Origin of the sequence: Streptomyces resistomycificus (assembly GCF_001514265.1) — a bacterium.
GTDB classification, from domain to species: domain Bacteria; phylum Actinomycetota; class Actinomycetes; order Streptomycetales; family Streptomycetaceae; genus Streptomyces; species Streptomyces resistomycificus.
Genome location: NZ_KQ948988.1, coordinates 1 through 19,299, shown reverse-complemented (window position 1 = coordinate 19,299; position 19,299 = coordinate 1). Strand labels below are relative to the sequence as shown.

16 protein-coding genes and 1 pseudogene are annotated in these 19,299 nt (G+C 70.2%); 6 read left to right on the top strand and 11 right to left on the bottom strand.

Translation table 11 applies throughout. From position 1 onward, the window contains the following. Positions 1-24: 24 nt before the first annotated feature. Both AQJ84_RS00075 and AQJ84_RS00070 read right to left on the bottom strand, forming a co-directional pair. Complete coding sequence (locus AQJ84_RS00075; protein WP_030044907.1) at positions 25-1,779, bottom strand: thiamine pyrophosphate-dependent enzyme; 1,755 nt, start codon at positions 1,777-1,779, stop codon at positions 25-27. A 14-nt stretch (positions 1,780-1,793) separates the two neighbouring features. Continuing rightward, positions 1,794-3,362, bottom strand: a complete 1,569-nt coding sequence (locus AQJ84_RS00070; RefSeq protein ID WP_374935435.1) for an FMN-binding glutamate synthase family protein — start codon at positions 3,360-3,362, stop codon at positions 1,794-1,796. A gap of 173 nt (positions 3,363-3,535) precedes the next feature. On the opposite strand from AQJ84_RS00070, the gene AQJ84_RS00065 reads away from it, so the two are divergent. The 4 genes from AQJ84_RS00065 (at position 3,536) to AQJ84_RS00050 (ending at position 7,281) form a co-directional block, all read left to right on the top strand. After that, the gene (locus AQJ84_RS00065) at positions 3,536-3,892 is read left to right on the top strand and encodes a hypothetical protein (protein WP_030044910.1); all 357 of its coding nucleotides are present in this window, start codon (positions 3,536-3,538) and stop codon (positions 3,890-3,892) included. Positions 3,893-4,080: 188 nt separating this feature from the next. Then, positions 4,081-5,766 carry a ribonuclease J gene (locus AQJ84_RS00060; RefSeq protein ID WP_030044911.1) on the top strand — a complete coding sequence of 562 codons (1,686 nt, stop codon included), beginning with the start codon at positions 4,081-4,083 and terminating at the stop codon, positions 5,764-5,766. A gap of 102 nt (positions 5,767-5,868) precedes the next feature. Continuing rightward, complete coding sequence (locus AQJ84_RS00055) at positions 5,869-6,597, top strand: polyamine aminopropyltransferase (protein WP_030044912.1); 729 nt, start codon at positions 5,869-5,871, stop codon at positions 6,595-6,597. Positions 6,598-6,747: 150 nt separating this feature from the next. Then, entirely contained in the window at positions 6,748-7,281 is a 534-nt protein-coding gene (locus AQJ84_RS00050) for a TerD family protein (RefSeq protein WP_030044913.1), read from the top strand. A 192-nt stretch (positions 7,282-7,473) separates the two neighbouring features. Here the strand turns inward: AQJ84_RS00050 and AQJ84_RS40365 are convergent, their stop codons facing one another. The 7 genes from AQJ84_RS40365 to AQJ84_RS00020 form a co-directional block, all read right to left on the bottom strand. Continuing rightward, positions 7,474-7,635, bottom strand: coding sequence for an MmyB family transcriptional regulator (locus AQJ84_RS40365; RefSeq protein ID WP_374935433.1), 162 nt, complete (start codon positions 7,633-7,635; stop codon positions 7,474-7,476). Between the two features lie 171 nt (positions 7,636-7,806). After that, positions 7,807-9,147, bottom strand: a complete 1,341-nt coding sequence (locus AQJ84_RS00045; RefSeq protein ID WP_030044914.1) for an NtaA/DmoA family FMN-dependent monooxygenase — start codon at positions 9,145-9,147, stop codon at positions 7,807-7,809. A 119-nt stretch (positions 9,148-9,266) separates the two neighbouring features. Next, positions 9,267-9,965 (bottom strand): nitroreductase, encoded by a 699-nt coding sequence (locus tag AQJ84_RS00040; RefSeq protein WP_030044915.1) that lies wholly within the window; start codon positions 9,963-9,965, stop codon positions 9,267-9,269. Between the two features lie 237 nt (positions 9,966-10,202). Continuing rightward, positions 10,203-10,940: an NADPH-dependent F420 reductase gene (locus AQJ84_RS00035; RefSeq protein ID WP_030044916.1), complete on the bottom strand. Its 738-nt coding sequence runs from the start codon at positions 10,938-10,940 to the stop codon at positions 10,203-10,205. Positions 10,941-11,049: 109 nt separating this feature from the next. After that, positions 11,050-11,643 carry a TetR/AcrR family transcriptional regulator gene (locus AQJ84_RS00030; RefSeq protein ID WP_053192780.1) on the bottom strand — a complete coding sequence of 198 codons (594 nt, stop codon included), beginning with the start codon at positions 11,641-11,643 and terminating at the stop codon, positions 11,050-11,052. A gap of 246 nt (positions 11,644-11,889) precedes the next feature. Continuing rightward, the gene (locus AQJ84_RS00025) at positions 11,890-12,729 is read right to left on the bottom strand and encodes a helix-turn-helix transcriptional regulator (RefSeq protein ID WP_030044918.1); all 840 of its coding nucleotides are present in this window, start codon (positions 12,727-12,729) and stop codon (positions 11,890-11,892) included. A 355-nt stretch (positions 12,730-13,084) separates the two neighbouring features. Continuing rightward, a complete protein-coding gene (locus AQJ84_RS00020; RefSeq protein WP_030044919.1) occupies positions 13,085-13,834 on the bottom strand; it encodes an SDR family oxidoreductase in 750 nt (249 codons plus the stop codon). Positions 13,835-14,152: 318 nt separating this feature from the next. Between AQJ84_RS00020 and AQJ84_RS45035 the strand changes: the two are divergent. Then, a pseudogene (locus AQJ84_RS45035) lies at positions 14,153-14,272 on the top strand (hypothetical protein); the annotation flags it as partial. Between the two features lie 250 nt (positions 14,273-14,522). Here the strand turns inward: AQJ84_RS45035 and AQJ84_RS00015 are convergent. Further along, positions 14,523-15,875 carry a class I SAM-dependent RNA methyltransferase gene (locus tag AQJ84_RS00015; RefSeq protein ID WP_053192782.1) on the bottom strand — a complete coding sequence of 451 codons (1,353 nt, stop codon included), beginning with the start codon at positions 15,873-15,875 and terminating at the stop codon, positions 14,523-14,525. Between the two features lie 57 nt (positions 15,876-15,932). After that, complete coding sequence (locus AQJ84_RS00010) at positions 15,933-17,981, bottom strand: APC family permease (RefSeq protein WP_030044920.1); 2,049 nt, start codon at positions 17,979-17,981, stop codon at positions 15,933-15,935. 455 nt (positions 17,982-18,436) lie between these two features. Between AQJ84_RS00010 and AQJ84_RS00005 the strand changes: the two genes are divergently transcribed. Then, the coding region (locus AQJ84_RS00005; RefSeq protein ID WP_211276878.1) for a homocysteine S-methyltransferase family protein at positions 18,437-19,299 on the top strand (863 nt) is incomplete at its 3' end.

Sequence of the window (19,299 nt, the reverse complement as noted above, 5' to 3'; positions counted from 1 at the left end):
GCATTCCTCGGACTTCCACACTTTTCAGTGCCCGCTCGGCTCTCCGTGGCTGCGCACGACCTCCTTCATCTTGGCCACCGCGAATCCCCAGCCCTGCTCGACCGTCGGCTTGGCGGGTACGGCGACCTCGTCGGGGTTGGTCAGGACGTCGAGCAGCACCGGGCCCTCGGTGCGAAACGCCCGGCGCACGCCGTCCTCGAGTTCGGCGGGGTCCGTCACGCGTATGCCGGTGATGCCCATGGCCTCGGCCACGGCGGCGAAGTCGGGATTGTCGAGCACGGTGCCGAACTCCGGCAGCCCCGCCTGCTCCTGTTCGAGTTTCACCATGCCCAGTCGCCGGTTGTCGAAGACGACGAGCCTGACGGGAAGGCGGTGGGTCTTCAGGGTCATGAGATCGCCGAGCAGCATGCTCAGCCCGCCGTCGCCGCAGAAGGCCACCACCTGGCGGTCCCGGTCCAGACACTGGGCTCCCAGTGCCTGCGGCATCGCGTTGGCCATCGAGCCGAGGTTGTAGGAACCGACCAGGCGCCGCTCACCGCGCATCTCGACGAAACGCGAGAGCCACACCGTGGCCATCCCCGTGTCGGAGGTGAAGACGGCGTCATCGGCCGCGACCCGGTCCACGACGGCGGCCAGCGCCTCGGGGCGGATGTCGTGCGCGCGGTTGTCCAGCGCGGAGCGGACGCGGCCCACGACGCTCCTGTCGTGCGCGGGATCGGCGAGCCGGGCCTGACCGCCGCGCCACCGGTCGAAGCGTTCGCGTGCCTTCTCCAGGTGCGAGCGGTCGCGTGCCCCTTCGGTCCCGTCTGCGAGGTGGCCCAGAAGGTCGCGCACGGTGGCGCCGGTGTCGCCCACCAGCCCGACCTCGACCGGTACCCGGCGCCCGATGTGGGTGGCCTCGGTGTCCACCTGGACGACCGTGCGGCCCTCGGGATACCAGTCCCGGTAGGGGAAGTCGGTACCGAGCAGCAGGAGGGTGTCCGCGTCGTCGAGGGCCGCCGCGGCGGCGGGGTTGCCGATCAGCCCCGTCTGGCCGACCTGGAAGGGGTTGTCGTGGCCCTCGAAGCCCGCCTTGGCCTTCAGGGTGAGCACCATGGGCGCGGCGAGACGGTCGGCGAGGGTGAGTACGTCCTCGCGGGCGGCACGGGCGCCTTCTCCGACGAGCAGGGTGACGCGTTCGGACCGGTCGAGGAGTTCCGCGGCTCGACGTACGGCGGACTCGTCCGGCCGGCTCACCGGAGCGTTCAGGGAGAACCGGGCCGGCCGGTCGGTGGTCAGTTCCCGTTCGCCCAGGTCCCCCGGCACGGTGAGGACGGCGACGCCCTTGCGGCCCAGCGCGTTGCGGACGGCCGTCTCGAGCATCTGCGGAAGCTGGTCGGGAGAGGTGACGGTCGCACGGAAGACGGCCACGTCGCTGAAGAGCGCGTCGTTGTCGACCTCCTGGAAGTAGTCGCTGCCGAGTTCGGCGAGCGGCACCTGGCCGGCGATCGCCAGCACGGGGGCGTGGCTCTTGGCCGCGTCGTACAGCCCGTTGAGGAGGTGGACGGAACCGGGTCCGACCGTGCCCATGCACACGCCGAGGGTGCCGGTGAGCTGCGACTGGGCGCTCGCGGCGAACGCGGCCGCCTCCTCGTGCCGGCAGCCCACCCATTCGAGGCCCTCGGTGGTGCGGATGGCGTCCGTCACGGGATTGAGCGCGTCCCCGACGACGCCGAAGACTTGGCGCACGCCGAGTTCGCTCAACGCGTCCACGATAAGGCGGGCAACAGTACGGGCCACTTGTGTCCTCCAGGTCACACGGTGAATCGGTCGGGGTCGGCGGCTTTCCAGTCGGCCGCCCACGAGGCGGGCGGCTCGGCGAGCAACTGCCCTGGCGCCAGCCACTCGTACAGCTCTTCGTAGGAACGTTCGGTGCAGGGGTCGACGCGCCGGCGGAGCATGTGCGGACGCAGTTCCGCGGGGTCGGTGACGCCCATGGACGCCATGATCTGCAGCGCGCCGGCCACGGTCGCCTCCTGGAAGCGCTGGACGCGTGGCGTCTTGTCCCGGACGTCGAGGGCGCGGGCCCGGCGCCGGTCCTGGGTCGTGACACCCGTGGGGCAGGTGTTGGTGTGGCACCGCTGAGCCTGGATGCAGCCGACGGCGAACATCATCGCCCGTGCGGCGTTGCCGTAGTCGGCGCCCTGCACCATGCGTTTGACCAGGTCGGTGCCGGTGGCGATCTTGCCGCTCGCACCGATCCTGACCCGGTCGCGCAGGCCCGCACCGACGAGGGCGTTGTGCACCGTGAGCAGCCCTTCGGTGAGCGGGGCACCCATGTGGTCCGCGAACTCCAGCGGCGCCGCTCCGGTCCCGCCCTCGGCTCCGTCCACCACGATGAAGTCAGGTGCCGTTCCCTCGTCCAGCATGGCCTTGCACACGGCGAGGAACTGCCGGCGTGACCCCACGCAGAGCTTGAACCCGGCGGGCTTCCCGCCGGACAGCTCCCGCATGCGGGCGATGAAGCGGACGAGTTCACGCGGGGTGGAGAACACCCGGTGGTACGGCGGAGAGACGACCGTCCGCCCTTCCGGCACCTCCCGGACCCGGGCGATCTCCGCGTCGACCTTGGCTCCCGGCAGCACCCCGCCGATACCGGGCTTGGCGCCCTGCGAGAGCTTCAGGGACACGCACCTGACGTGATCGTGCGCGGCCTTGTCCGCGAACTCGGCCGCGTCGAAGTCGCCGTCCTGGGTTCGGCAGCCGAAGTATCCGGTACCGATCTCCCACACGAGGTCGCCGCCCGGCCGCAGGTGGTACTCCGACAGGCCGCCCTCCCCCGTGTCGTGGGCGAAGCCTCCGGCGGCGGCACCCCCGTTGAGCGCGAGGACGGCGTTGGCGGACAGGGAGCCGAAGCTCATCGCCGACACGTTCAGGAGCGCCATGTCGTAGGGGTGGGCGCAGTCGGGACCGCCGATCCGCACCCGCGGTGGTGTCTGCGGCACCGCGCGGGGCGCCATGGAGGGAACGAGGAACTCGTGGCCGGGCTGGTACACGTCCCGTTCGGTGCCGAACGGTTCCTCCGCGTCGGTGCCCTTCGCGCGCTCGTAGACGATGCTGCGCACGTCCCGGTCGAAGGGCCGCCCGTCGTAGTTCCGCTCTATGAAGTACTGCTGGAGTTCCGGACGTATCCGCTCCAGAAGGAAGCGGGCGTGCCCCAGGACGGGATAGTTGCGCAGCACCGAGTGCCGACGCTGCAGCAGGTCCCAGGCACCCAGCAGGCCCAGGAGCGTGAGCGGGACGGCGGCGAGCAGCCAGGAGGGCGAGACCCCGGCCGAGGCCACGACGGCCGCGACGGCGGCGACCCAGATCAAGGCGATGATTCCCACGCGTGTCACCCCTCGCACCTTGCCCGGCACCCGGACTCCATGCGCCCGGGACCTCCCAAGAGACCTCAAAGTCGCCGGGCCGCCGGCGAAAGGGACCGTGGGCGCCCCTCTCGTCCGGTGGCGCCACCGCTCGGACAGCCGGGTGGCGGGTGAATATAATCAACCCCATGTCGAAGCCTGACGACCTGCTCGTTGACGTCGCGGCCCTGGTGGAAACCGGGCAGAGCAACCAGATGTCCCTGACCGTGGTCACCCGTGGTGCTGTCATCACCGGCCGGCTGGCGCCCGAGGCGGTGTGGAGGCAGCGGGTGTCGGACGTGCTGAAGGACTCCGACCTCCTGGGAGAGTTCGCCGCCGTTTTCGACACCCCCGTGAAGAACGATCCGCCCACGCATCTGCACTTCCATGTCGCCCGGATCCTGCAGGGCACGGTGGGGATCCCGGAGACGGGCGGGATGTACCGGGTCGCGATCGACGACGTCAGCGCGTGGACCGTGGGCGACTTCAGCTATTCCGACCGCTGAGCGGTCACGGCGACGGGAACCGCCTGAGGTCGGTGTCCGTGGGCCGGGGTTTCCCGGGCGGGATCAAGAAGCACCTCCGTCCCTCCCCCGGCCAGACCGTCCCGTTCGGGGGCACCGCGGCGCACCACGCCCGGCATCCACGGGCAGGCAGTGGATCAGCGCGGCGTACTCTTCGATAACGTGAGGGTATGAGCCATCCGCACCCAGAACTCAAAGCCGCCCCGCCCCTGCCTGACGGAGGGCTGAGGGTCACCGCCCTGGGCGGTCTGGGCGAAATCGGCCGGAACATGACCGTCTTCGAGCATGCCGGCAAACTGCTGATCGTGGACTGCGGTGTGCTGTTCCCGGAGGAGAACCAGCCGGGCGTGGACGTGATCCTGCCCGACTTCACCTCCATCCGGGACCGCCTCGACGATGTCGTCGCCATCGTCCTCACCCACGGCCACGAAGATCACATCGGCGGCGTGCCCTATCTGCTGCGGGAGCGGAGGGACATCCCCCTCGTCGGCTCCAAGCTCACCCTCGCCTTCATCGAGGCCAAGCTCAAGGAGCACGGGATCAGGCCCCGCACGGTGCGCGTGCGCGAGGGCGACCGGCGCGGCTTCGGCCCCTTCGACTGCGAGTTCGTGGCGGTCAACCACTCCATCCCCGACAGCCTCGCCGTCGCGATCCGCACCCAGGCCGGGATGGTGCTGCACACCGGTGACTTCAAGATGGACCAGTTCCCCCTGGACGACCGCATCACCGACCTGCGCGCCTTCGCCCGCCTCGGCGAGGAGGGCGTGGACCTGTTCCTCACCGACTCCACCAATGCCGAGGTCCCCGGCTTCACCACCTCGGAACGCGAGCTGAACCCCGCGATCGAACAGGTGATGCGCACCGCGCCGCGGCGGGTCATCGTCTCCAGCTTCGCCAGCCACGTGCACCGCATCCAGCAGGTCCTGGACGCCGCCCACCAGCACGGCCGCAAGGTGGCCTTCGTGGGCCGCTCCATGGTCCGCAACATGGGCATCGCCCGTGACCTGGGCTACCTCAAGGTGCCGCCCAACCTGATCGTGAACACCAAGGAGCTGGAGAAGCTCCCCGACCACAAGATCACCCTGGTGTGCACCGGATCGCAGGGCGAACCGATGGCCGCCCTGTCCCGGATGGCCAACCGCGACCACCAGATCCGCATCGGCAAGGGCGACACCGTCCTGCTCGCCAGTTCCCTCATCCCCGGCAACGAGAACGCCATCTACCGGGTGATCAACGGCCTGACGCGGTGGGGCGCCAACGTCGTCCACAAGGGCAACGCGAAGGTGCACGTCTCCGGGCACGCCAGCGCCGGCGAGCTCGTCTACTGCTACAACATCGTCAAGCCCCGCAACGTCATGCCCGTGCACGGCGAGTTCCGTCACCTGCGGGCCAACGCCGACCTCGCCATCCGCACCGGCGTCGACCCCGACCGGGTCGTCATCGCCGAGGACGGTGTCGTCGTCGACCTCGTCGACGGCCGCGCCTCCATCACCGGCAAGGTGCCGGCGGGCAACGTCTACGTGGACGGCATGGAAGTCGGCGGCGCCACCGAGGCGTCCCTCAAGGACCGGGTCACCCTCGCCCAGGAGGGCGTCATCACGGTCGTGGCCATCGTCGACGCCGACACCGGCGCCCTCGCCGAGGCCCCCGACTTCCTGGCGCGCGGCTTCGTCCACGACGACACCACCTTCGAGCCGGTCATCCCCGTCATCGAGAAGACACTGGCCACCGCCGCGGAGGAAGGCGTCGGCGACGCCCACCAGCTCGAACAGCTCGTCGCCCGTGCGGTGGCCAACTGGGCGTTCCGCACCCACCGCCGCAGGCCGTTGATCATCCCCGTCATCATCGACGCCTGACCGGGCCGCCACCCCGACTCCCCGCTCCCTCACGGGGGCGGGGCATGCGTCGCCACGCCGGCCACCGCCCCGTGCGGCCACGAACGTCAGAAAGGTGAACGGATGAGCCGGCGCCTGGAGGAGATCGACTGGCAACCGACACCGATCGGCGAGATCAGTCTGCGCCGACGCCGCCACCCGGTCTCGGGAGACGACGTGTACGAGGTGAAACTGGGCGACGAGTTCCTGATGTCCAGCCTCTTCACCACCGGCGAGATCGCGCTCGCCGAACTCGCCCTGGCACAACTGCCGGACACCGAACTGGACGTGGCCGTCGGCGGACTCGGACTCGGCTACACCGCCCAGGCGGCCCTGGACGACCCCCGGGTGCGCTCGCTGACCGTGATCGACGCGCTCGCCGAGGTCATCGGCTGGCACCAGCGGCACCTGGTGCCCCTCGGAGCCCGGCTCACGTCGGACGACCGCTGCCGCCTGGTCCACGGCGACTTCTTCGCGCTGGCCGCCGACCCCCGCGGTCTGGACCCCGAGGAGCCGGGCCGTCGCTTCCACGCCGTCCTGCTGGACGTCGACCATTCACCGCGCCAGGTGCTCCACCCGCGCCACGCGGCGCTCTACCAGCCCGCCGGGCTCCGGGCCCTCGCCGCTCACCTCCACCCGGGCGGGGTGTTCGCCCTGTGGTCCAACGACCCGCCAGACGACCGGTTCACCTCCGCCCTCACCGAAGTCTTCGCACGTGCAGCGGCCCATGTCGTCGACTTCGGCAACCCCCTGCAAGGCGGCACCTCGGCCAACACCGTCTACCTGGCCGGCAAGGCGCCGGACACGCCGTAGGAGGAACTCGGCGGGCACCGCGGCTGCCGCTCAGGTGAGGCGGAACACGGGAGCCTGCCGTACCGGGCTTCAACAGGTGGGTCGAGGGCCATACTTGACCATGGCGGGGACCACCCCGCGGTGGCTTGGCAGGGGAGAGGCGGCAATCCGGTGAGCGGCGACAGCCAGGGAGTGGGGAAGGTCGAGATACGGCTCAAGTGGGACCCGAGTCCCTGGGAGCAGCCGTCGCACCATCTCGACATCATCGCCACGACCTACTCGGCGGACGCCCCCTACGGGCGGCCTGTGTACGTCGTCCACTTCGACAGCCGCTCACCGGACGGCACCATCAACATGAGCCGGCACAGCCAGACCGGTCAGGGCCTCGGCTACGTCGAAGTGATGACCGTGGAGCTCGATCGACTCGCCTCCTCCTTCGCTCGGGTCGTCGTGGGTGTGGCGATCCACCAGAACAGCGGACCCAAGACCTTCGGCGACATGTCCAACGCCGGAGTGCTGGTGGTCGAGAGGTACAAGGAGCTTCTGAAGGACGACCTCACGCAGGTGTCCGGATCCACCGCGGCGACGGTCGCGGAGTTCACCCGGGACGCTTCCGGAGCCTGGGAGTTCCATGAGCTGGTCCGGGGGTTCGACAGCGACCCCGTGGTCTTCACCACGGAGATGGGCCGCGCCCCACGGCCCTGACCGACGGCGCCGCCGCGAGACGCGCGACGGCGGGGCGGTGTGCCCACACGATGTGGCTCGCAGATGTGGCTCGCAGCCGCTGCGGCAGAAGCCGCAGCCGGTAGCCGCAGCCGGTAGCCGCAGCCGGTCAGGACGAGGCGGGCCGCCGGCGCTCGGCCTGCGTTTCCCACTGCTCACCGGACTCGGGCGCCGTCATGTCGAGCAGGAGCATGGCGTCATGATCGGGGTGCCCGACTCGGCGGTGTAGGCGCCTAGGCGCTGGCCAGGGGTGCCTTCGAGGTGCACGCTCTGGCCGACCAGGGTGAGGACGCCGACCTGCGGGTGGTGGAAGGTCTCCTGTCCATGTCCGCTCACGGGGCACGCTCTCTGACCATCCACACCGCCCAGCCGGGCCCCCCGACGAAGAACGGCTCAAACTCCTCGCCAGCTGGGCGGCCACCCGTCGGACAGCATCAAACCCTCCCCATAACCTCTGCTCCGCGACGTTGCCCGTGGTCGCGGCAAACCTGACCTTTCCGGTGATGGTCATGACCGGGCCGGCCTCGTGAGGCGCGGGTCGAGGCCGTACTGCTCGTGGGCGCCGAGGTTCTCGCGCAGGGTGGGGCCTTCGTAGTCGTCGTGGAACAGGCCGCGTTCCTGCAGGATCGGGACGACCTGGTCGACGAAGGCGTCGAAGCCGTCGTGGTAGCTGTCGATGGCGATCGAGAAGCCGTCGCAGGCCCCTGCCTCGAACCACTGCTGCATGTGGTCGGCCACGTCGGCGGCGGTGCCGGCCACGACCGGGTGGTAGTCGATGACGCCGTGGGCGAGCACGTCGCGCAGGGTCCAGCCTTCCCGGGCCACTTCGAGGGCGCGGGCGGAGCGCGGGTCGTGCGGGCTGGGTATGGCGTCGGCCAACTGGTCCGCGGTCAGGGGCTCGTCGAGCTGGGCGGGGCCGAGCGGGAGGCCGATCATGGCGCCGAGGTAGCGGACGCGTTGGTTCAGGTCGACGACCTCGTCCAGGAAGCGGCGCCGTTCCAGGGCGGCCTGGCGGGAGGGGGCGATGGTCGGCATGAAGCCGGCGAGCATCTTCACCTCGTCCGGGTCGCGTCCGGCGCGCTTGACGGCGTCCCGCAGGGCCTTGCGCTGGGCCCGGGCGTCCTCGATTGTGTACGGGTTGGCGTAGACGCCGCTGGCGTAACGGCCCGCGAGTTCCAGGCCGTAACTGCCGCCGCCTGCCTGGAAGATGACCGGCTGGCCCTGCTCGGACGGGGGGATGGGCAGCGGGCCGCGGGAGGCGGCGTGCTTGCCCTGCAGGTTGACCGGCTGGATCTTGTCCATGTCGGCGAACCGCTTGCCGTCGACGTCGAGCAGCCAGGCGTCCTTCTCCCAGCTGCCCCACAGCCCCTGCACGATCTGGATGACCTCGTGGGCACGCTCGTACTTCTCCGCGCGCGGCGGGATCGTCGCGCCGAAGTTCGCCGCGGCGGCGGGGTCGGAGGTGGTCACCGCGTTCCATCCGGCCCGGCCGTTGCTGATCACGTCCAAGGCCTTGAACTGGCGGGCGAGATTGTAGGGCTCGGTGAACGTGGTGGAGGCCGTGGTGACCAGGCCGATCCGCTCGGTCTCGCGCGCGAGGACGGTCAGGATCAGCAGCGGGTCGATCATGTGGTGCGGGGCATGGTGGTCGAGGTCGACGTCCAGGACCGGGGTGTCGGCGATGAACAGCAGCTGGATCTTGCCGCGCTCGGCGGCCTGCGCGTACCGCACGAACTGGTCCATGTCCGTGTAGCTGTTCAGGTTCGCACCGGGCAGCCGCCAGGCCCCGGGTGCGGCCCCGTATCCGCCGCTGAACTGCATGCCCAGGATCATCTGTCGGCTTGTCATGGTTACTCCTCAGACGAGGCGATGAGAAACGGAGAATGTCTCCGATGCGGGCGCCGGGCCCGGGCCGGCCGAGTGGCGGCCCGGGCCCGCCCGCCGGATGCTTCCGGCGGGCGGAGTAACTACTGCCTGCCGAGGACTCCTGGGGTGTCGTGAAGGACCACGCTCCGCTGCAGCGGAACCCGCTCCGTGCGGAGCGTGTTCACCGGTGCCTCCGGGTCGGCCATGCCGAAGGAGATGCCGAACAGCAGCTTGAGCTCCGCGGGGACGCCCAGGAACTCGCGGACGGTGTCGGCGTAGACGCCGAGGACGGTCTGCGGGATGCCGGCCAGCCCTCGGGCCGCCAGCGAGAGCAGGAAGTTCTGCGCGTACATGCCGATGTCGCCGGCCGTCCGTACCCCGTCTCCGAGCGCCGGCATGAACAGGAACGCGGCGTGGGGAGCACCGTAGAACTCCAGGTTCTCGCGGACCGCCGCCCTCCTGCCGTCCCGGTCCGAGCGCTCGATGCCCCGGGCCCGGTAGACACTTGCGCCCAGGGCCTGCGAGCGTGCGAGGTAGAGGCCGTCGCCGTAGCCGTCGGTGAAGTCCGGGGAGGTCCGCCCCTCCTCCTCGGCCCGGAGTAGCTGTTTGGCCAGGGCGTCCCGCGCCGCACCCGAGACGACGTGCACTGACCATGGCTGGGTGTTGCTGTTCGAGGGCGCCGTCTGCGCGTCTTCCAACACGCCGCGGATGTCCGCAGGGGACAGGGCGGCGGCCAGGAACTGCCGGGGGGAGCGACGGGAGCGTGCGATGTCGGTGAAGGGTGATGCGGTGCCGGGCAAGGCAGTTCCTCTCCGTGGCGCGCAGTCATCTGCCATGCCGCGCTGCGCGGAGGCCGCCGCGGCTGCGGACGCGCCCTGCGGGTGCCGGCAGGCTTGCGGATGCTCGCAGGCAGCGGCGTGCCGAAGCTGCAGTCTGCAGCGCGGGGGACTGTGCGCTCTTCGTGTTCGTCTTCGTTCGTGGTGTGCCGGCGTTGCCGTCCTCGTGCCGTTGCGTGCACGAAGGCGGCGTCGGGTGACTCAGCGGTGGGCGGCGCGGTTCATCTCGACGACGTCCTCGACGGTGGGATTGGCACCGAGGGCGGCGATGCGTTCCGGGAGGCTGTCGCGGATGGCTGCATCCTTGACGCGGTCGGCCGCGGCCAGGGCCGCCGGCAGCTCGTCGAGGGTCAGTTCGGTGCAGTAGGCGGGGCTGTTCGGCTGCTGGCGCCAGGAGTCGGCCAGCGTGCCGGCGTCGTAGGGGTCGAAGCCGGTGTCGTCCACCAGGCTCATGGCCACCTTCCGCGCCTCCTCGGAGTCGCCGGCGACGGGGATGGCGAGGCGGCCGGGCGTTCCGGCCGGGACGCCCTTGGTCCGCTGGGTTTCGGCCAGCGCGGCGTTCCACGCCTTGACCACGGGGCGGCCGAGCAGCTCGGCGGTGTACACGCTCTCCACCTGGCCGTGGTCCACCGCCTCGATCGGCTCGCTGAGCATGCCGGGGTAGTAGTTCGAGGTGTCGATGACCACCGTCTCGTCGGGCACCGACGCGAACAGGTCCGCCAGCTGGCCCGCCACCCCGAACGGGATCGACAGGACGATGACGTCCCGGCCCTGGACGGCGTCGGCGAGCTCCGCCGCGCGGGCCCCGGACTCCAGCACCTCCGCCCGGACGGCCTCGGGGCCGCGGGCGTCGGCCACCTGGACGTCATGACCGGCCGTGCTGAGCTTGGCAGCGAGGTTCCCGCCGATGGCACCGGCGCCTATGACAGTAATTTTCATGATTTATCCCTTGGGAGGTTGTGCCACCCCTGAGGGCAGCACGATGCGATGGATGGATGGTGGTGCCGCCTGGCGTTGGGGGGCGGAGCGGGGCTGGGCGCCTGGCGGATTACGCCTGGGGGTCCTGCTGGCGGTAGCCGCTCGCGATGAGCGTGCGGAGCCGGTCGAGCGGCTCCTCCTCGGTGCCGGTGCCCTTGATCCAGGCAACGGAGCAGGCCGCGAGGAACAGGTCGTGCCCGCGCACCGACGCGCGCACGCGCCCCGCGAGCTGGGCGGCTCGCACGTACTGATCGGTGGCGGTGATGAGGATGTGGCAGGGAATGGTGAGCGGGTTGTCCGGCTCCTGCGCCCGGGCCGCGGCCATGAGCGGGTCCGGCAGCCCGCTGAAGGCGCTGAAGTACTCCTCCATCGCCCGCAGCCACTGCTCAAGCGCCTCGGCCGGGTCACCGAGTTGCTCGATGTCCGCCTGGCGGGCCACGAGTTCCTCGGAGCGGGTCTGCAGCACGGCCGCCAGCAGTGCCTCCCGCGTGGGGAAGTGCCGGTACAGGGTGCCGGGACCGACGCCCGCCTCCTTGGCCACCGCCTCGAGGGAGGTGCCGACCCCGTGCTGCAGGAAGTGACGCTGCGCGGTCTCCAGGAGGGCTGCGCGGTTGCGCTGGACGTCCGCGCGGGGCTTGCGTGCCCGCTGCTCACCGGCGCTCATGTGCCCTCCTGCCTGCCGTGATCCTGCGGCCGCATCAAAACGGATGCTGCCTCCGTACACGTTCGAGAGTAAAGCGGAGGCAGCGTCCGGTCAAACTGGCGGCCTGAGGGCGGAGCTCGGACATCGCAGGGGGCCGACATATTCGCTGTAGCCCGCAGGGCACAAGCCGTGCGGGCTGCACCATTCCAGGTGCCCTTGTCCGGCCTCTCCCGCGCCGACCCGGGGCCCAGTACCCGGTCCAGGACGTCAGGGGGTGAGCTGCTGGTGTCCGATGACGGAGAGCAGTTCGAGTTTGCTGTGGCTGTCCGTGCCGGGGCGAGTGGTCAGCACCACCAGGGTCTGGGCGCGGTTCTCGGTGAACAGGAGCTGGGCGTCGACATCGATGCGGCCGAGTTCAGGATGGAGGAGAGTCTTGCAATCCTCGTAGCTTTGCGCGACCTCCTGCAGTTCCCACATGCGGACGAACTCGGGGCTGTGCTCCTGGAGTTCGGCGAGAATCCGGGCGGCTCGAGAGGTGTCGCTACCGGCTGTCAGCGCGGCCCGCAGGCGCGCTGCATGGGCGCGGCCATGGTGTTCGTGGACCTCCTCGGGATACACCAGCCGCTCGGCCGGGTCCATGAACCAGCGGTAGTAGCCGCTGCTGGCCAAACCTGTGTGCCTGGTCTGGTCGCCGAGCAGCGCGACGGCCAACGGGTTCATCGCGAGGGTGTCGAGCAGGTCGGTCTGCACCAGGGCCGGGGAGTCGTCCAGGCGGTCCAGGACCCGCAGCAGGGTCGGGCTGACGTGCTCGGAGCGGTGGAAGCGGGCCGGGGCGTTGTGGCCGATGAGGGCGAAGAGATGGTCGCGTTCGTCCAGGGTCAGCCGTAGTGCCCGGGCGAGGGCTGTGGTGATTTGGACGGAGGGCTGCGGGGCGCGCTGCTGTTCCAGTCGGGCGTAGTAGTCGGTGGACATGCCGGCGAGCTGGGCGACCTCCTCGCGGCGCAGCCCCTGGGTACGCCTGCGCGGCCCCTCGACCAGCCCGACGTCGCGGGGCCGCAGTGCCTCACGCCGGTGGCGCAGGAATTCCGCCAGTTCCTTCTTGTCCATGCCGTCCATACTCGCCGCATCCCGCCCGGCTATCCAGAGACCGCCGATCCATGGCTAAGCCACTCCTCTCCCAGCCGCGCGAAGCCGCTCGTACGGCCGACGCCGAGGCCGCTCGCGGCGAGACGACCCGATGATCACCTGACCTGCATGACCCGCTGGGGAATTCACCGACTGTCGGCGGTACACCGCAGGCCGTCGGCATGGAAGGCGGCCTGCGGCGACGGGCTCCGTCGAGGACGCCTGCCGCTTTGGACGAGCCCAGGGCCTCGTCGCCCGGCAGCCTGGCCGATACGACGAGGTTCGTCGTGTGACGGCGCTCGCGTGCTGTTGTTTCCCGTCGGAAATAACAGGTCGGTCAGCTGCCGGCGATCATGGCGAGGACGTCGTCGTAGGTGCCGGTGGCCACCGCGTCGCGGATGAACCTGGCGCGCTCGACGACCAGCTCCTTCGCGTCGGGCTTCTCGCGCAGCAGGTCGAGGGCCTCGGTGAGGAAGTCGTCCAACGGCATGGAGTGTTCGTTGTCTTCCTGGCCCAGCAGCGTCGTGCGCACGCCTGGCGGGACCACCTCGATCACCTGGACGCCGGCGTCAGCACCGGCGAGTTGGATGCGCAGGCTCTCGGAGAAGGAGTGCAGCGCGGCCTTGGTCGCGCTGTAGGTCGGGGTGCTCTGATACGGGACGAACGCCAGCGCCGAGGTGACGTTCATGACGACCGCGTCGTCCTTGCCCGCGAGCAGGGGCAGGAAGGCGTACGTCATCCGGATCGTGCCGAGCAGATTGGTCGCGACGTGATCCTCTGCGACCTGGAGTTCGGCCGGGTCGAGGAGGTTCTCCCGCTGCATGACGCCGGCGTTGTTGACCAGGACGTTCAGCTCGGGGTGGCTCGCCGCCACGGTCTCACGGGCCCGGGCGATCGAGTCGGGGTCCGCGACGTCGAGGACGAGGGCGTCGATGCCCGGATGCTCGGCCGTGATCTCGTCGAGGAGTTCCTTGCGCCGTCCGGCGACGATCACCTTGTTGCCCGCCTCGTGCAGACGTACGGCCAGACCGAGGCCGATGCCCGAGGTTCCGCCGGTGATCAGGATCGTGTTGCCGGTGATCTTCATGGGGGTCTTGCTCCTTCGGTACGGCGGGCCGGTGACCGCCCGCAGCCTCGACCGTAGGGGCGCCCGCGAAGGGGCGGGAGAGGACGGTTCATCCATGGATCGGCGGTCTCTGGCTGAGCCGTAGAAGACGCCACAGCCGGTCAGCGCCTCCAGACCGGGCGCAGCGAGCCGCCCGAGGGTCCATGTGTGATCCCCAGTCGCTTGGTGGCCGTTCGGCGGTCAGCGGCTCGGCTCGTGTGCGTGACCGAAAGGACCTGAGGCGTGCGTTGCAGGCGGTCGTAGAGCAGTTCGTCGCGGTCCTGTCGGCTGCGGGCTCCCATGGCACACAGCACTTCGGTACCGCCGGAGATGAGATCGACGTGCGAGGTGTCGGGGCGCCGGGCCAGCGCGTTGGCGAGTTGCTACGACCCCATCGCCTGCCGCTGCACCCTGGCCAGCGCCGGCCACCCGCCCCCCGTCCTGCTCCGGACCGACGGAACCACACGCGCTCAAGGTCTGCCCAGGACCCCCGCTCGGCGTCGGCGCCATTACCGCCAGCGACGTGCAGAGGGCCGCAGAGCTCCAGCATGTGCACTCCGCCGACCAGCGCTGGGACGTATGACACCCCATCAGAACGAGTGTCATTTCAGCGTCAAGATATCGCCCGTAACGCCCACACCGCACATAATGCGCAGCCCAAAACCGCAGGTCAGGAGCCCTTTGCGACCGGCTCCAGGATCGCCACGCACTCCACATGATGGGTCATCGGAAACAGATCGAACACCCGCAACGTCCGCACCCTGTACCCCCCGTCCCGGAAGTACCCCAGGTCCCGAGCCAGCGCCGCCGGATCGCAGGCCACGTACGCGATCTTGCGGGCGCCCAGGGACGCCATGTGCTCGACGGTCTTCCGGCCGGCGCCCGCCCGCGGCGGGTCCAGGACGATCAGGTCGACCTCGGTGATACCGGTGCGCGGCAGCACGGCCTCGACCTTGCCCTGCTCGATTCGTACCCGCTCGAAGTCGGCGAGGTTGTGCCGGGCGTCCTCGACGGCGCGCTTGCCGGACTCGATGCCGAGGACCGCGCCCTGGTCGCCGAGGCGGTCGGCGAGGGCGCCCGCGAAGAGCCCCACTCCGCAGTACAGGTCCAGGGCCATGTCCCCCTTGCGGGGCAGCAGGCCCTGCATGACGGCCGTGACCAGGGTGTCCGCGGCCTTGGGGTGGACCTGCCAGAAGCCGCCGCTGCCGACCCGGTGGGTGCGGCCGTCGGCGCGCTCGCGGACGAAGGCCCGGCCGTGGACACGGTGGACACCGCCGTCCTTCTCCTCGACGCGCATCACGGAGACCGGCTTGTCCAGCTCGACCAGGGGCAGTCGGGCGCCCGGCCGGGGCTCCAGGATGACCATGCGGTCCTGCGATCCGGTCGCCGCGATCGCGTCCACGGACGCCATGCCCGCCCAGTCGCGCTTCTCGATGCCCAGTTCGGAGACACCCTCCGCGGCGATCATGCAGTGGTCGATCGGCTCGACCTCGTGGGAGCGGTGGCGGCGCAGACCGGCGTTGCCGTCCGCGTCGACGGCGTACTGCACGCGCGTCCGCCACTGCGGCACCTGGCCCGCGGGCAGCTTGTCGCCCTCGGCCGGCATCACCGTGCCGTCCCAGCCGGCCTCCTCGGGCGTGAGCCCGGCGAGCCGCTGGAGCTGCTCGGCGACGACCTCGCCCTTGAGGCGGCGCTGCGCCCCCGGCTTGGCGTGCTGCCAGTCGCAGCCGCCGCAGCGGCCGGGACCGGCGTAGGGACAGGGCGCCTCGACGCGGTCCTTGGAGGCGTCCAGGACCCGTACCGCGTCCGCCCGCAGGAAGCGGGCCCCCTCCTCGCCCTCGGTCACCCGCGCCACGACCCGCTCGCCGGGCAGCGTGTGCCGGACGAACAGCACCTGGCCGCCTTCGGTGCGGGCGACGCAGTGGCCACCGTGGGCGACGGGGCCGACCTCGACCTCGTACTCCTCCCCCACGAGTGACCGCGCCTGCGACCCCGCCTGCGATTTCTTCGGTTCTGCCTGCATGGCGGGGTGACTCCAGATGCGTAAGGGGGTGGAACGGCCGGACAACAGCCCACCAGTCTACGTGGGTGTTGACGACTCCTTGGTCCGCTCCTCCGCCGGCCCACGCCGCACCGCACCCGGCGCGTTCCACTCCTGCCGCCTGCGGGCCCGGTTCTTGGCCGCCTCGGAGGACTGGAGCTGGTAGGGCACCGAGGTCACCATCACACCGGGCGTGAACAGCAGACGGCCCTTGAGCCGCAGCGCGCTCTGGTTGTGCAGCAGGTGCTCGTACCAGTGACCGACCACGTACTCGGGGATGATCACGGACACCGCGTCCCGCGGCGATTCCTTCCGCAGACTCTTCACGTACTCGATGACCGGCCGGGTGACCTCGCGGTACGGCGAGTCGAGAATCTTCAGCGGTACGTCGATCCCGCGCCGCTCCCACTCCGCGCGCAGCGACTTGGTCTCGGCCGGGTCGACGTTGACGCTGAGCGCCTCCAGGGTGTCCGAGCGCATCAGCTTGGCGTACGCCAGTGCCCGCAGCGTCGGCCGGTGGATCTTGGAGATCAGCACGACCGAGTGCACGCGCGACGGCCGTACGCTGTCGTCGCTCGGGCCTTCGGGGGCGGCGATCTCCGCGGCCACCCGGTCGTAGTGCTTACGGATGGCCGTCATCGTCGCGTAGAAGATGACCATGCCGAGCAGCGCGACCCACGCGCCGTGCGTGAACTTGGTGACGAGGACGACGATCAGCACCAGGCCCGTGAAGAAGGCACCGAAGGCGTTGATCGCACGGGAGCGGACCATGTGGCGGCGCTTGGCCTGGTCCTTCTCGGCTGCCAGGTGGCGGTTCCAGTGGCGGACCATGCCGGTCTGGCTGAGCGTGAAGGACACGAACACGCCGACGATGTAGAGCTGGATCAGACGCGTCGAGTCGGCCCCGTAGATCCACACCAGGAGTCCGGCCGCGCCGGCGAGCAGCACGATGCCGTTGGAGAAGGCGAGCCGGTCGCCGCGGGTGTGCAGCTGGCGCGGGAGGTAGCGGTCCTGGGCGAGGATCGAGCCGAGCAGCGGGAAGCCGTTGTACGCCGTGTTCGCGGCCAGGAACAGCACCAGCGCGGTGGCGGCGGCCAGCACGATGAACAGGAAGCTGCCCTTGCCGAAGACGGCCTCGGCGACCTGGGAGATCACCGGGTTCTGGACGTAGTCGGAGCCGAGCGCGACACCGTTGTGGACCAGGTCGACGGCCGGGTTCTCGGCCATGCGGACCTTGGTCACCGCCGCCAGCGCGATGATGCCGCAGAACATGGTGACGGCGAGCAGGCCCATCGCCGCGAGGGTGCTCGCCGCGTTCTTCGACTTGGGCTTGCGGAAGGCGGGAACGCCGTTGGAGATCGCCTCGACGCCGGTCAGCGCGGCACAGCCGGAGGAGAAGGCGCGCAGCAGCAGGAAGACCAGGGCGAAGCCGGCCAGGCCCTGGTGCTCGGGCTTGATCTGGTAGTCCGCCGTCGGCGCCCGCATGGTGTCGTCGAGGACCAGGCCGCGGAAGGCGCCCCACGCGATCATGACGAAGACGCCCGCGACGAAGACGTACGTCGGGATCGCGAACAGCGAGCCCGACTCCTTGACCCCGCGCAGGTTCATCAGGGTCAGCAGCACGATCACGGCGGTCGCGCAGAGCACCTTGTGCTCGACCACGAAAGGCACCGCGGAGCCGAGGTTCTCGATGCCGGAGGAGATGGAGACGGCGACGGTGAGGACGTAGTCGACGAGCAGGGCGCTGGCGACCGTGAGGCCCGCCTTGGGCCCGAGGTTGGTGTTGGCCACCTCGTAGTCGCCGCCGCCGCTCGGGTAGGCGTGCACGTTCTGCCGGTAGGAGGCGACCACCGTGAACATCAGCACGACGACCGCGACGGCGATCCAGGGGCTGAAGTGGTACGCCGACACACCCGCGATGGAGAGGACCAGCAGCACCTCTCCCGGCGCGTACGCCACTGAGGAGAGCGGGTCGGAGGCGAAGACGGGGAGTGCGATGCGCTTCGGCAGGAGCGTTTCCCCGAGCCGATCACTGCGCAGTGCGCGCCCGATCAGAATCCGTTTGGGCACGTCGGTCAGTTTGGACACAACAGAGGATCGTAGGCGTTCGAACGCGAGGCCGCCCACCCGCCACCCCACTTAGGCAGCCGACCCGCTTCCCGGCTGCCCTGCCGCCCCGCTCTGTCTGCTCTCCGAGTGAAATCGCGAGGCGGTGCGGCTGCGGATTCCGTGGGCCCGGCGACCGCCATGCCTATATGACTGGATCCCATCCGTTTCCCAGGCTGTTGCCGCCCCGCTGGAGGGTCCATGCACACCACCGCTGAGCTGATCGGCGCCGCCGGCACCCTCGTCGGCCTCGGAATCCTCACCCTCATCAGTGTCAGGAGCATCAGCCGCCGCTGATCGCCGTGTCGGGCTCCCCGCCCCGCCCGACGGATCTCCTTGGCGACAGCGATGAGGGTGGCGAGTACCGTGGCATCGAGTCTGCCGGTCGTCCTCCGGCAGCTAAGCCGACAGCCGTCGCACCTCAAGGGAGCCCTTTCATGGCCTCTGTGCCGCTGACCCCTTCCGCCGACAGCCGGACCCGTGTGTCCGCACTCCGAGACGCGTTCGCCTCCCGTGTGGTGGTGGCCGACGGAGCGATGGGCACCATGCTGCAGGCTCAGGACCCGACGTTGGAGGACTTCGAGAACCTCGAGGGCTGCAACGAGATCCTGAACCTGACCCGCCCGGACATCGTCCGCTCCGTCCACGAGGCGTACTTCGCCGTGGGCGTCGACTGCGTGGAGACGAACACCTTCGGGGCGAACCACGCCGCCCTCGGCGAGTACGACATCGCCGACCGCGTGTTCGAACTGTCCGAGGCGGGCGCCCGCATCGCCCGCGAGGCCGCCGACGCGTTCACCGCGTCGACCGGGCAGCAGCGCTGGGTCCTCGGCTCCATGGGCCCCGGCACCAAGCTCCCCACCCTGGGCCACGCACCCTTCACCACCCTGCGCGACGCCTACCAGCAGAACGCCGAGGGCATGATCGCGGGCGGCGCCGACGCGCTGCTCGTCGAGACGACGCAGGACCTCCTCCAGACCAAGGCGGCCGTCCTGGGCGCCCGCCGGGCCCTCGACACCCTCGGCGAGGACCTCCCGCTGATCGTCTCCGTCACCGTCGAGACGACCGGCACGATGCTGCTGGGTTCGGAGATCGGTGCCGCGCTGACCGCGCTGGAGCCGCTGGGCATCGACATGATCGGCCTCAACTGCGCCACCGGCCCGGCCGAGATGAGCGAGCACCTGCGCTACCTGGCCCGCCACTCCCGCATCCCCCTGTCCTGCATGCCGAACGCCGGCCTGCCCGTCCTCGGCAAGGACGGTGCCCACTACCCCCTGACGGCTCCGGAACTGGCCGACGC